Consider the following 13,697-nt stretch of genomic DNA (forward strand, 5'->3'; position numbering starts at 1 on the left):
GGAAATGTCTGAAGGGGACGCGGTAGACCGTGAGCGTACGGATAAGGTTGATCAAGATGTACAGGAAGCTTTTGAATCAGAAGATGATGTGAGCGTGATCGTACATATAGAAGATGGTGAAAGCGAAGATTTCTTAGATGACGCTCAAGCAATTAATCATCGAGCAGAACGCATTCAAACGATTATTGACCAACTTACAGTCAGAGCAGAGACGACACAAACAGAAGTGTTATCGGTGTTAGATAACTTGGCGAGTCAAGGAGAAGCGAGTGAAGTTGCGTCATTATGGATAATTAATGCCATTTCTGTACGTGTTTCAGAAGCTGCACTTGCTGAAATAAAGCAACTGACAGATGTGTCTCATGTTACAAAAGAAGAGACATTTACTGTACCAGAGGTGGAGGTAGAAACAGAGCCGCGCCTTCCTGAATGGGGATTAGAAAAAGTATATGCACCTGACGTATGGGAGACGTACGGCATTGAAGGAGATGGCGTAGTTGTCGGAATTATGGACACAGGTGTTGAAGGTGATCATGAAGCACTCCACGAAAACTACCGCGGCTCAGCAAATAACCACGACTATTCATGGGCAGACTTTTCATCGAATGGATATGCAGACCCTCAAGATGGTCATGGCCACGGCACGCACGTTGCAGGTACGGCAGTTGGGGGCAATGACGGGGAACCGATCGGTGTCGCTCCAGGAGCTGAGTGGATTGCTGTAAAGATTTTTAATGATAGTGGGTCTGCCACAGAGACAGGCATTCACCAAGCGTTTCAATGGTTTCTCGCGCCAGGTGGTGACCCAGAGATGGCACCTGATGTAGTGAACAACTCTTGGGGAAATGCGAATACGTACGCGACCACATTTCTAGAAGGGGTACGAGCTTGGGAAGCCGCCGGGATTTTCCCGTTGTTTTCTGCAGGCAATGAAGGACCAGGAGGGGGAACGATCGGTTCTCCAGCGAGTTTCCCTGAATCGTTTGCTATAGGAGCAACAAATCAATTGGATCAGATTGCCGACTTCTCAAGTCGAGGGCCGGTAGTGTGGGACGGAGAATCTTACATCAAGCCGGAAGTGTCTGCGCCAGGTGCGCAAATCTATTCCGCGTGGCCAGGGGGAGGCTATCATACGATTAGTGGGACATCAATGGCAGCGCCCCACGTTGCCGGCGTCATTGCTCTCATGATTGAAGCCAACCGAGACATGACGATCCAAGACATTCGAAACGTATTAAAAGATACCGCAAGAGCAGAAACACATATGGGCAGCTTGCCGAATGTCATATATGGAGAAGGGATTGCGAACGCCTATCAAGCGGTAACCATCGCAGGTTACGCAGGCACTGTCGAAGGAACACTTACCGATTCTGATGGTAACGCAATTCCCGGCAGCATCGAAGTCGAACAAGAGCAAATCCACGTGGATACGAACGAAGACGGGACGTTTTCTTTTTCAATAAGAGAAGGCAGTCACGTCGGACTTGCTCGAGCATTCGGGTATGAGACGAGTGAATTTTCTTTTGAAGTGACACGTGGGGAAACAGTTGAATTGAACGTCACCTTAAATGAAACAGCACAGACGGATCTCTTAGGATTAATCGTCGATGAAGACGGGGAAGGGGTACCCGCTGCGAGGATTCGGGTGCAAGATGCGCCACTCTCTGCCGTTTGGACAGATGATAACGGGCATTTACGATTCGTGGCTTGCCTTTAGGTGTATACACGTTGAGTGTGAGTGGGCAGGGCATTGTTAACACAACATACGAAGTGGATGTTGCCGCTACCGATGAAGTGACGATTACCGTCCAGCGAAGTGAAACATCGGAGCAGCCGTACTGGCAAACGAGAAATCAGAATGTTGAAAGAAATGCCGTTGCGGATGCACATGTTGATCCATCCTTTTTAGACTTAGCGTGGGAATCATCAGCGCCGGGAAGAACGATTTTCTCCTCACCGGTTGCGAATGAGGACACGATCGTTTATACGACTGATGCGGGCTATGTGCATGCTGTGGATCGTGATCGTGAAGAAACTAGGTGGTCGTACCGTACGCAAAGTTTGAATCGTTCTACGCCGACAATTGCCGGTGATTATGTGTATGTAACAGGAGGACAGAATCAACGGCTATATCGTATTCATCTCGATACCGGGGTCGTGGATTGGGAAATTGTTCTCGACAATGTGCCGATTTATGAGTCACCTCTGTATCATGACGGTGTTTTATATTTAACGTCGAACATTAGTGGAAACACGACGGTCGTGGCGATTCAAGCTGAGGATGGCAGTGAATTGTGGCGAGCCGAAGTTCAAGGGGATACGTACTTTGGTGCGGCGATTGCCGAGGAACAATTGGTCGTAGGTTCATACTCAGGCAGAGCGATTTATGCGTTGTCTCTTGAAGATGGGTCTGAAAACTGGCATGTACAAACGGGTAGCCAAGAAGGGTTTGCGGCAACGCTGCAGTGAAAGATGGCACAATTTATGCGTTTAGTACGAATTTCTCAGCAAATGGGACCCTTTATGCGATCGAAGCGAATAGTGGAACTGTTCTATGGGAAGTTGATGGAATGGGTGATACGCAAGCCGCTGGACCGGTAGTCGCTGGATCAGTTGTGATTGCGAGTTCCGCAACTGTAGGTGGTGTACGGGGATTTGATACCGACACGGGTGAAATGATTTGGGAAAACCGTGAGGTGGGTACAACGGTGAACAACGGGGCAATGGACGGGAGCGGCACCTTTTACTTGTCCGACAATACGAACACATTGACAGCCATTGATAGTGCGAATGGGGAAAGTCTCGGTCAATGGGGAATAGGTGCAGCGAGTAGCTCCGCCCCAGCCATTCTTGATGGGAACTTATTTATGACGACTCATGATGCACTCCTTTCATTTGTGTCCCCAGGTATGCTCACTGGTGTGATTGCTGATGAGTCTGGTGAAGCTTTTCAAGGTACGGTTCGCGTTGTGGGAACGGATCAAGTGGTCACCGCGGACGAGCAAGGGGAGTTTCTTCTCGAAGTATTGCCTGGAGAACATGAGGTGCGTGTCGGTGCGTATGGATACGAGCAGGTTATCGAGACGCTCGAGTTTCGATCTGGGCATATTTATGAGCAGGAGTATTCCTTGGCGCCGGTTGGAGATGGAAGATTTATCGGTACGGTTACTGATGAACGAACGGGAGAACCGATTTCTGGTGTCGAGTTCTCATTACAAGATACTGAAATGGATTGGACAACCAATGAATCAGGCCGATTTGAGTTAGAAGATATTGCTGCCGGAACGTATACAGTAACAGCAAAAGCAGGTGGATATGAAGATTTTCAGTCAGAAGTGACGATTGTTGAAGGGCAGCGAAAAAGAGTGGATTGGCAAATGGCACCTTTTGATATTGCTGTGTTAAACGACTACGAGTCAGCAATAACAGATCTAATTACGCAGCAAGGGTACCGTGCCGAAGAGCGTGAGTGGGATGGTTTTGTTGATGACATTGAGCGCTATGAAGTGGTGTACCTGAACGGGGCATATGGTTCAGGAGGCTGGCAACCGAGTGATGAGGAAGTACGAGATTTAATTGATAAGGCGAATGCCGAAGATGTTGACCTTGTGTTCGCTGATACGTGGGGACCGAGTTATGGATCGATTCAACATCTCGTCGAGTACTACGGGGATCCTGACTCACATCAATCAAATTATGGATCGACTTCTCTTACATTAGAGGTACAACAAGCTCATCCGATATTGCAAGGGTTAGCGCCAGGGGACCGGTTACCCTTTGCAAGTAGTGCAAACGCATCGTGGTTTAACGGGTACAGCGGCATCCATTTGGGAGATATTGAGAGTGGTTTGATCGGGACTGCAGGAACTGGCGTTGCTTACAAACCTGTGTCTGAAGAGAGCGCACATGTGCTGTTATCAACATTTACAGCAGCGAGTTGGAACCAACCTCAACAACATTGGCTACATGGCCAACACGAAGTGTTGCTCGCAACGTTGGATTATTTATTAGATGAAGAAACACGATTTGGAGAACTGCGCGTAACGATCGTGGATACGAATGGGGATCCTTTACAAGCAAGAACGACGGTTCGTGAAACAGGTTTGCAAACGACAGCTGATCGTGACGGTGAAGCCGTGTTGCATCATGAAGAAGGTGAATTTACTGTAGAAGTTCGTCATTCGGGGTATGAGATCGAAACCGTTGACGTTGACTTTGTTTACGGAGAAGCCGTTGTAATAGAAGTGGAGATGGGCGAATCTGACGGCAGTCAGATTATTGGGGACGTCGTGAACGCGCAAACCAACACTCCGCTAGAAGGGGCTACATTGCAGCTGCGTGATGAAGGTGGGGAGGTCATTCAAGAAACGACGTCCGATGGAGAGGGATCCTATGTCTTTACTGAGCTAACAGAAGGCGAATATCAATTAACGTCACAACTCGAATCATTTGTCCACTTCGAGACGACAGTTACGGTCGCGTCTTCCTCGGTTGAGCAACAAATCTTCATGGAGCCGGTACCGAGCGTCGCCATTATAGGAGACCGTGCGATTGGTAATGATCACTTACAAGCCATTTTCGAGGAAGTTAATATAGATGCAGAACGGTACAGTTCAACAGCTGACATACTAGAAACCGTCGGAGACTATGATGTGGTTTGGTTTAACAATGAAACCAATGTCAGTGCATCAGACTTTGCCGCTTTTGAAGAAGCAGCGATAGCGAGGGAAACGAGCGTAGTGTACGGAGACACTTATTTTAGTGGTGGTGGAATTTCGCATCTTCACAACCACCGGGACCATCCTGGGGAACGTACGAGAGTTGACCATCGTCAAACGGCTGCTGAGTATGTTGTTGAAGACGAACATCCGATTTTTGCTAACGAAACAGGCAATATTGGACTGTTAACGCCAACCGCGAGCAGAGTAACTGCGTTTAATGAGTATGATGGATTCTCCCTTGCTCAGGTGGCACATGTAGGTGAAGCGCCTCACGGAACAGGTGTGGCGTTCACGCCGACATCACCGGAGAGTGTTGAACTTCTCATGAGTGCTCATGCCGTTGAGATCGCCAAGTCTGGTGATGATTATACGGCATCCGGGAAGGACATGTTCATCGACGCAACCCTTTGGGCCGCGTACGAACAGTTTTACGAAGTAGCAGGAACGGTAACCAATGAAAATGGCGAAGCCATTCGCGCGGATGTGACGGTTTCAATCGATGATGCGACGCTCGCAGATCGAACAGCTGAAGATGACGCTTCTTTCACCATCCCATCCATTGCTGGTGAAGCAAATGTGCGCGTGGAGGCATTTGGTTATGCGACAGAAGAAATTGAGGTAAGCATAAATGAAGATCTTGAGATGCTGGATATCGTGCTACAAACGGCTGAAGATGCGGGTAGCATTCAAGGCAGTGTGAATCAACTTTTTGAGTACGGTGCGATTGCAAATGTAGAAGTATCACTCCGGCCAACAGACCGCACTACGGTAACGAATGCTGAAGGGAGCTTCAGATTTGACGCAGTAGAGCCAGGTTCTTATACCGTTTGTTTGTATAAAGAAGGGTTGTTGCGTGAAGAAGTTGATGTGGATGTAGCTCCGAATGAGAATGTCCAGTTAGAAATAGGGATGCGGAGCTCACCAACTGTAGGAATTATTGTTGATCGGTCATCAGGAACTGGTCCTAACCTGAGCAGTTATTTACAATATCAAGGGTACGAAACTGAAGATTTTCTATATACGGACACAGAAATGATTGAAGAAGTGGATCTCGTATTTGCCAATTCTGATTTCAATAACCAGCTCATTCCGAGCGAAGAGGAGTTTATCCGCTTTACAGAAGCATTAGATGCGTCTCGTACTCCTGTGATTTGGACAGGTCAACATGGTGGCAGAGGAAGCATTCGTTATCTCGTAGATTATATGAATGATCCTGAAATAGAGTACCGGGGAAATGTGGCCGGTGAGAATACAGCTTTGGTGACAGCAAATGATCACCCAATCTTTGAAAATGTGGATGAGACATTTACATTTACGAATCAATCCAACTACTATTACGGTTTTGATGGGTACAGTGGCAACATCTTAGCTGAGCAAACAAAAGAAGGCGTGGACAACATCGGTAGCATGGTCGGGATGAAAGGGAGGACAGCAGAAAGTATCGAAATTCTGCTGGCAGGTATGACCATTAATACTCACTTCTATCCTGGGCATGAGAACTATGATGACAATCGCGCGCAAATTATTGATAACGCGATTCTTTATGCAATCGACACAGAAGAAAGTTATGCAGGCGAAATTCAAGGGACGCTCATGAACAACTTCGGTACACCGGTCCAAGGTATCATTCACATTGAGGAGACTGGGGATGAAGTAGAAACACGTGATAATGGCGAATTTTTTGTCGCGTTGCCTGAAGGCACGTACACTCTTCATTTCTCTGCGTTTGGGCATCGAGATGTTACGTATGAACAATCGATACAAAATGGTGACATTATTGAGCAAGTATTTGAACTGGAAGCGGATCAATCAGGGCAACTGATCGGTGAAGTATTAGGAGCAGGAGAACCGTTAGAAGGGGTAGTTGTCGACGTTATAAACAGTGGTGTTACAACATCGACGGGAGAAGACGGCACATTTGCCGTAACACTTCCGGAAGGAAATTACGATATTCGTTTTTCTAAAGAAGGATTTCAACCTGTAACAGACCAAGTAACGATCATTGAGGGAGAGGAGACGTCAGTACAAATCAATCTATCAGGGGCAGAAGATGTTGCGCTGTTTGCCTCTCCTGTAAATCATGATCGTTTAGGACCATTGCTTGCAGAAGAAGGTTATGATGTGTCCGAGTATACAAGGGATCAAGTTGAACAGCTGACAGAACAAGCAGGTGAGTATGAGGTGATTATTATGAATGAAGCGCCTGCACCTGCCTCAGAACAAGCGTTTCAACAATTGATTCAAGCAGCAGATGATGCGGAGACGAGTCTCGTGTTTTTAAGTCAATTTGGAGCGAGTCCGATTAATGCGTTGCGTGATTATACTGGGAACCCGGGTAACACGTCTCAAGGGTTTGTAGCGAATACCGTTCGTTTTGAAGTGGCCGAAGAGCATCCAATTTTTGCAGGGTTTGATGAAGGAGAGCAAATTGATGTGCTTCATAACGCGAGTGGGAACCAACAGTATGCGGTATTTAATGACTACGATGGACAAGTGATTGCAAGTAGCGTAGGCTCTGAGCAACAAGAGCTCGGTTCTAGCATCGGATACGAATTCCGTTCAAGTAACCATGTTCATTTGCTTATGGCAGGACTCGCATCGTCCACATACGGTCATCCGAATCATCGCTGGACAGAAGATGCAAAAACGATATTCATTAATGGGATTCAATGGGCTTCACAATCGGCATCTTCAGAAATTGTGGGTGTCGTCACAGACGAAGACGGTGAGAGGTTGGAAGGCGCAACCGTGCGTATTGATACGCTTGATCGTCAGACTGTAACAAATGAAGAGGGTGAGTATCAGCTTAGTGTTGCAGCAGGTGATTACACAATCCGAGCGGAGCGAGACGGCTATGAATACGAAGAAAAGCAAGTGACTGTCGCAAGTAATAGTGAATCAGTAGAAGTGAACTTCACATTGCAGTCACTGCCGGTTATGCAAGTGTCGGGTGTTGTTACAGATGGTACAACGGGGGACTCGTTACAAGAAGTGAGCGTAGTATTGGATAACGGAGAAACAAGAAGTACCGAAACAAACGCTGGTGGAGAGTACGTATTCGAAGGATTGGTAGCAGGATCTTATACAGTTGAATTCCACAAAGAAGGTTACATGAATGTGGTGAGAGAAATCACTCTAGAAGATGGGAATGACGAAACGGTAAATGTGGAACTGTCAGCATACGATGTTGCTGTTGTTGGTGATTACCGAGGAGAGCTAAGCACGTTCTTACAGCAACAAGATATCGCAGCAGTGTCGGTTCAAGCAGACAGAGAATTCAACGTAGAGGCGTTTGAACTTGTGATTGTCAATGAAGCGCCAGATGCTTCTCAACTCCAACAAATCATTGATCGTACGGACGCTGCCAATGTGAGTCTCGTCCTGTTGGATACGTGGGGGAATAGTGGCACGTTCCAAGCATTAAGCGAGATCTTTGACGGGTTCCATCGAGACGAGCAAGGTTACGGTGAAGGGGCAGTTTCGATCCAGACCGAAGACCATCCAATCTTTGCGTCGTTTGCCGATGAGCAAATAGAGATTCTAGCTGAAGGAAGTCCGTACGCAACGTTTGCAGGTTATGAAGGAACCGCAAGTGGGCAAGTTGTTGTCGGTGATACGGAACGAGGTACAGGGTTTGGGTATGAATACCGAAGTAAATTTCATGTACACGTATTACTTTCTATGTTTGCCGTCAATAACATGACAGGCCCTGAACGAGGGTGGACGACAGATGGAAAAGACTTGTTCCTTGAAGCCGTTAATTGGGCGAAGGAAGCAGAAATGGATGAAGTGCCGCTACCTAACGCACCGGTTTGGAAAGAAACATCAGGTGAATACCGCGAACGTTCCATAATTGTAGAAGGCACAGCCGATCCGAATACACGGATTGAAATCTACGCAGGTGAAGAGCGATTGGAAGCGGTATACAGTGACGAGCATGGCGTGTTTTCTACCAGGTTAACACTCGCTCCTGGTGAGTATGTACTTCATGCAGAAGCTGTAAACGAATCAGGCAGTGTTCGATCCGATGATGAAATGGTCATTACAGTGTTACCGGCAATCGAGCTGCCAGATCCAAGGCCTTCCGATCAAGATGACGCCGCTTAACAAAATAGCGACGTGAAATTGAAGAAAATCCCCCTGAATCATCGGATGATTTAGGGGGATAGTGTGGTGAAGATTCGTTCGGCTTCTGCGCTCGAACCGAATTGGCCGATACTAGGGTTTAACGATCTAGACCTAATAACCTCAAGCTTTTAAAGAATTAGAAATAAACAGTGCATCCCGCACACTTCCGCATTGATCTGAGTGAGTAATGCAAGAGTGAACTCACGCTAGTCAAGTATACGAAGAAGTGTGCGTTTGCATTCGTTCTCTACCGAGATTAAGGTAGTGTTTGCTTTCATATATCTCTAGTTGAATGGTATTTGGGAATCATTAGGAGATCGGTGATCTAGATCGCTTTTTCGCGATCTGCTGAACATTCAGTGGTGAAGGCTCCTCATTTTTGTGATTTTTAGGTGGATGGTAATCTAGATCGTTTGGGAGCACCACAGGTCGCCTCATATTAGCTAGTCTATGAAGCTTCGTTTCTCCACCGAAATCTTCCCTGTGTATTCATATAAAACCTCTGGTGCTAGCAATCAGAGGTGCCAAAGAAAAACCTAAACGGTCTTAGGCATGATTCATGCCGATATTTTCTATATCGAACCCTCTCAATAACGGTAGTAAAAACTAAGCGATCGTTTAAATGTTCCAAGCTTTCATTAGGCTTGAGAGTGCGTCTGGAAGTTCGTGTTCAGCTAAAGATCCGAACCCAAAGACAATTCGTGCATGCTTATACTCTGGTGCGGTTAGAGAGTAATAGGAGAGTGGGTAAACTTTCAAATGTTCTCGTTCTGCAGCTTCAACCAATTCATTTTCAGTCATGTGATTCTTAACAACAAGAACGATGTGTAAGCCGGAATGCTCACCAATGATTTGCAATGTATTCTCGTACGGTCGCAACAATTGTATAACGGTATCTAATTTACGACGATAGATTTTTCGCATGCGATTGAGATGTTTCTCGAAGTCACCCGTTTTCATAAATGAAGTGAGAACGTGTTGATCGATTCTTGATACGGTAGAGTGATAGTCAGAAAATGCGTTTTCGTAACGGTCAGATAGTGGCTGCGGCATGACCATATAGCTAATTCGGGCAGACGGAATTAACGACTTGGAAAAGGATCCTAAGTAGATTACCTTGCCGTCTTGATCCATGCTTTGCAAAGATGGGATTGTTTTCCCTGTATAGCGAAATTCACTATCGTAATCATCTTCAATAATGTATCGACCGCTCTTGCCTCGTGCCCAGTCTAGTAGCTGCTTTCTTCTATTAATTGAAAGCACTGAGCCGTATGGGAAATGATGTGATGGGGTCGTGCATACAACATCGATTGTGGAGTCTATAATATCATCCACACGTATTCCTTTGTCGTCGACAGGAATGGGTTGGAGTTTATGGGCGTAATTTTTGAGCAGTTTTGGCATTAATTGATACCCAGGATCTTCAATGCCGAACGTTTGCTCATCGCTGAGCAATAAAAACAATTGTTGAACTAACACTTCAATTCCTGCCCCGACAACAATTTGATCGACGGAGCAGGCAACGCCTCTAGAATGATAAAGATAAGAGGCAATCTCTTCGCGAAAGGACCGCTCCCCTTTCCCATCACCGAGCAATAGCAAATCGTGATTGGACTCTTCCATCGTGTTTCTAAAATGTTTGCGCCACTTGTCATAAGGAAATTGGCGGCTGTCTATCTGTGCAGGGTGAAACGTGTAACGATGGGCGTGTTTCTTTGAAGGATACGATGCGGCTACACTACTGGTCGGTGCTACATATTCCAAAGATTCAAATGCTTGTACGAAATATCCCTTGCGAGGAAGTACGGCGATGTATCCTTCCGCGTGTAACTGTTCATAGGCGGTTTCAATTGTATTCTGACTAATTTTAAGGAAGGTCGCTAGCTTTCTTTTGGACGGAAGCTTAGAGTTGTAAGCGATTCTGCCAGAAATAATTTCATTTTTTATGTGTGTGTAAAGCTGCTCATATAGAGGCGTTGTGCTCGTTCGGTCCAGTTCACACCAAAGTTGATCCATCGTTTTCACCTGACCCCATCAAAAATTAAAAAACTGACACTTATAACAATACCAGATGTCTTTTATACTTTGAAGCATCAATCACTTACATACTATGGAGGCGTTACGATGGATAAGTTCGTCGGTACAGATCGTGTGAAACAAGGGATGGCACAAATGCAAAAGGGCGGCGTCATTATGGACGTTGTGAATGCGGAACAGGCAAAGATTGCTGAAGAAGCAGGGGCAGTTGCGGTTATGGCTTTAGAAAGAGTACCTTCGGATATTCGTGCAGCTGGAGGCGTTGCTCGAATGGCTGACCCTAGAATTACTGAAGAGGTAGTGAATGCTGTTTCGATCCCGGTCATGGCGAAAGCAAGAATTGGTCATATCGTGGAAGCGCGTGTATTGGAAGCAATGGGTGTTGATTATATTGATGAAAGTGAAGTTCTAACGCCTGCAGATGAAGTTTTTCATTTAAATAAGCGAGAGTTTACAGTTCCCTTCGTATGTGGTGCGAGAGATTTAGGGGAAGCGTCAAGAAGAATTGGCGAAGGCGCGTCGATGATTCGGACGAAAGGTGAACCTGGGACAGGAAACATCGTAGAAGCTGTACGCCATATGAGAAAAATGCAAGCACAGATCAAGCAAATCGCTAATATGTCGACAGATGAGATTATGACAGAAGCGAAGAATATTGGTGCGCCGTATGAATTGTTGCTTGAAATTAAAGAAAAAGGCCACTTGCCTGTCGTGAACTTTGCCGCAGGAGGCATTGCCACTCCTTCGGATGCTGCATTAATGATGCAACTTGGTGCGGATGGTGTGTTTGTCGGATCAGGCATCTTCAAATCTGACCACCCTGAGAAATTTGCCCGAGCAATTGTTGAAGCGACCACTCACTTTACAGACTACACGCTCATTGCTGAGCTATCTAAAGATCTCGGTACCGCAATGAAAGGACTTGAAATCTCTACATTGGCACCGGCGGATCGCATGCAAGAGAGAGGTTGGTAATGTCAACGATTGGTGTGCTTGCTTGCAAGGAGCGGTAGACGAACACATTCGCATGATTGAAAAGAGTGGTGCAAATGCGATCGCTGTAAAGCGAGTAAGCCAACTTGAAGAGATCTCAGGGTTAATCATTCCCGGGGGAGAGTCTACTGCCGTGAGAAGACTCATTGACAAATATCACTTTTTTGAACCGTTGCAAGCCTTTGCGCAATCGGAAAAACCAGTGTTTGGTACGTGTGCGGGTTTAATATTAATGGGAAGAGATCACCTGCGTCTCATGGATATGGAAGTCGAGCGAAATGCTTTCGGACGACAACGAGAAAGTTTTGAAGTGAAACTACGGGTGAAAGGTGTTGCAGAGGAAGTTGAAGCAGTTTTTATTCGAGCGCCTCTTGTCAGAGCTGTCGGTGCATCCGTCGATGTATTGAGTACGTACAATGATGAAACTGTTGCTGTTCAGGAAGGGAATTTTTTAGCTTGCTCATTCCATCCCGAGCTCACAGATGACTTGAGTATGCACCGGTTGTTTGTGGAAATGGTTGAAAATGCATGTACTGTGTAAACGTTGACTGCCTCATCGCTACTAAATTATAGCGGTGAGGCAGTTTTTGCAACGAGTGTCGCTAGTTAACGTCAGTTTGATGTAAGGAGCTGGTGATGTTGAAAAGGTGGTTTGTACCAATCATTTTTGTCGCGTTTCTACTCGGATGTGGCCAAGTACCGAAAGTGCCGACACTGCAGTTATTCATCAAATGGAGTCATTTCACAATGTTGCACCCGATTCTTCTATTAAAATTGAAGATCGTGATGTCTTACGATCCATGCAACGCTGGATAAATAGCGGTAGTGCTGAACGTGGAGCCGTCGATACGACTGATCCTCATTTCAAAGTTGAGTTCCCAGAGGAATCTTTTTATATTTGGACGACACCAAAAGGGGGTAGTATAATGGATACAGAAGATACCCATACGCTCCACTCGATGACAAACTGGGGGAATGAAAACATGCGTGACTTCCTCAAACAATACTTCACGTTGGAAGATGAATAGGTTAGTAATGTTGTGTGGGAATTATTAGATTTCGCGAAAAGGGTTGCATAACTTCTGTGCAACATGCTATATTAATGCATGTCGAAAAGATGACATACACCATTCATATGCGCCCGTAGCTCAATTGGATAGAGCGTCTGACTACGGATCAGGAGGTTAGGAGTTCGACTCTTCTCGGGCGCGCCATTTTCTTCATTAATATAGAGATTCGCCGTTCAGCTCTGTGGTCTTCTTGGGAAGGAACAAGAAGGTCGAGGAAACAAAGGAGCGAGAGAGTGAGCGTACACCGTACGCGACTCGAACGAACGAGTGCAGATGACGAAGAGATTCGCCGTTCATTTTCAAGAAGAACGGGAAGTAGCTCAGCTTGGCAGAGCACTTGGTTTGGGACCAAGGGGTCGCAGGTTCAAATCCTGTCTTCCCGACCATGATTGCCTAAATACATACTTACATTCATGCGGGTGTAGTTTAGTGGTAAAACCTCAGCCTTCCAAGCTGATGATGTGGGTTCGATTCCCATCACCCGCTCCATTTAAGAAAATGGGCCTGTAGCTCAGCTGGTTAGAGCGCACGCCTGATAAGCGTGAGGTCGGTGGTTCGAGTCCACTCAGGCCCACCATCTAAAAACTTTTGAAATAAAGTATTGACGGTGGTTGTTAGGAAATGTTACATTAGAATTCGCGCTTCGGAAACAACCGACAAGCCGAAAAAACACCACGAAAAAGTTATTGACACTACATTGACTGAGTGGTAAGATAGAAAAGTCGCCAAAACAGCGACAGAGCAGCAA

Annotated in this window: 7 protein-coding genes and 4 tRNA genes; 10 read left to right on the forward strand and 1 reads right to left on the reverse strand. The window is 46.1% G+C overall.

Annotated features, from left to right (window positions below; translation table 11 throughout):
• Positions 1-4: 4 nt before the first annotated feature.
• Genes JCM19037_RS12145 through JCM19037_RS12155 form a run of 3 tightly spaced genes read left to right on the forward strand, consistent with a single transcriptional unit; the run spans position 5 to position 8,828 of the window.
• Positions 5-1,717, forward strand: coding sequence for a S8 family serine peptidase (locus JCM19037_RS12145; RefSeq protein WP_238544701.1), 1,713 nt, complete (start codon positions 5-7; stop codon positions 1,715-1,717).
• A gap of 17 nt (positions 1,718-1,734) precedes the next feature.
• Positions 1,735-2,469 carry a PQQ-binding-like beta-propeller repeat protein gene (locus tag JCM19037_RS12150; RefSeq protein WP_238544702.1) on the forward strand — a complete coding sequence of 245 codons (735 nt, stop codon included), beginning with the start codon at positions 1,735-1,737 and terminating at the stop codon, positions 2,467-2,469.
• Positions 2,466-8,828 carry a carboxypeptidase regulatory-like domain-containing protein gene (locus tag JCM19037_RS12155; protein WP_042401436.1) on the forward strand — a complete coding sequence of 2,121 codons (6,363 nt, stop codon included), beginning with the start codon at positions 2,466-2,468 and terminating at the stop codon, positions 8,826-8,828. The genes JCM19037_RS12150 and JCM19037_RS12155 overlap by 4 nt, the downstream gene beginning before the upstream one ends.
• A 639-nt stretch (positions 8,829-9,467) precedes the next feature.
• Here the strand turns inward: JCM19037_RS12155 and JCM19037_RS12160 are convergent.
• Complete coding sequence (locus tag JCM19037_RS12160; protein ID WP_042401438.1) at positions 9,468-10,865, reverse strand: PLP-dependent aminotransferase family protein; 1,398 nt, start codon at positions 10,863-10,865, stop codon at positions 9,468-9,470.
• A gap of 108 nt (positions 10,866-10,973) precedes the next feature.
• Here JCM19037_RS12160 and pdxS point away from each other — a divergent pair, with 108 nt between their 5' ends.
• From pdxS to JCM19037_RS12195, 7 genes are all read left to right on the forward strand, one after another.
• Positions 10,974-11,861: a pyridoxal 5'-phosphate synthase lyase subunit PdxS gene (gene pdxS, locus JCM19037_RS12165; protein WP_042401441.1), complete on the forward strand. Its 888-nt coding sequence runs from the start codon at positions 10,974-10,976 to the stop codon at positions 11,859-11,861.
• 22 nt (positions 11,862-11,883) lie between these two features.
• Entirely contained in the window at positions 11,884-12,420 is a 537-nt protein-coding gene (gene pdxT / locus JCM19037_RS12170; RefSeq protein ID WP_373900841.1) for a pyridoxal 5'-phosphate synthase glutaminase subunit PdxT, read from the forward strand.
• A 145-nt stretch (positions 12,421-12,565) separates the two neighbouring features.
• Positions 12,566-12,907, forward strand: coding sequence for a hypothetical protein (locus JCM19037_RS12175; protein ID WP_152549055.1), 342 nt, complete (start codon positions 12,566-12,568; stop codon positions 12,905-12,907).
• A gap of 109 nt (positions 12,908-13,016) precedes the next feature.
• Positions 13,017-13,093, forward strand: a tRNA-Arg gene (locus tag JCM19037_RS12180).
• Between the two features lie 165 nt (positions 13,094-13,258).
• A tRNA-Pro gene (locus JCM19037_RS12185) sits at positions 13,259-13,335 on the forward strand.
• Between the two features lie 29 nt (positions 13,336-13,364).
• Positions 13,365-13,438: transfer RNA gene (locus JCM19037_RS12190), tRNA-Gly, on the forward strand.
• A gap of 11 nt (positions 13,439-13,449) precedes the next feature.
• Positions 13,450-13,526: transfer RNA gene (locus JCM19037_RS12195), tRNA-Ile, on the forward strand.
• Positions 13,527-13,697: the final 171 nt, after the last annotated feature.

Origin of the sequence: Geomicrobium sp. JCM 19037, from assembly GCF_000698105.1 — a bacterium.
Lineage (GTDB): Bacteria > Bacillota > Bacilli > Bacillales > Marinococcaceae > Geomicrobium_A.

Excerpts from the sequence above, each read along its gene's own strand:
- pdxS (WP_042401441.1), top strand. The coding sequence starts at position 10,974 with ATGGATAAGTTCGTCGGTACAGATCGTGTGAAACAAGGGATGGCACAA.
- JCM19037_RS12145 (WP_238544701.1), top strand. The coding sequence starts at position 5 with ATGTCTGAAGGGGACGCGGTAGACCGTGAGCGTACGGATAAGGTTGAT.
- JCM19037_RS12175 (WP_152549055.1), top strand. The coding sequence starts at position 12,566 with ATGTGGCCAAGTACCGAAAGTGCCGACACTGCAGTTATTCATCAAATG.
- JCM19037_RS12160 (WP_042401438.1), bottom strand. The coding sequence starts at position 10,865 with ATGGATCAACTTTGGTGTGAACTGGACCGAACGAGCACAACGCCTCTA.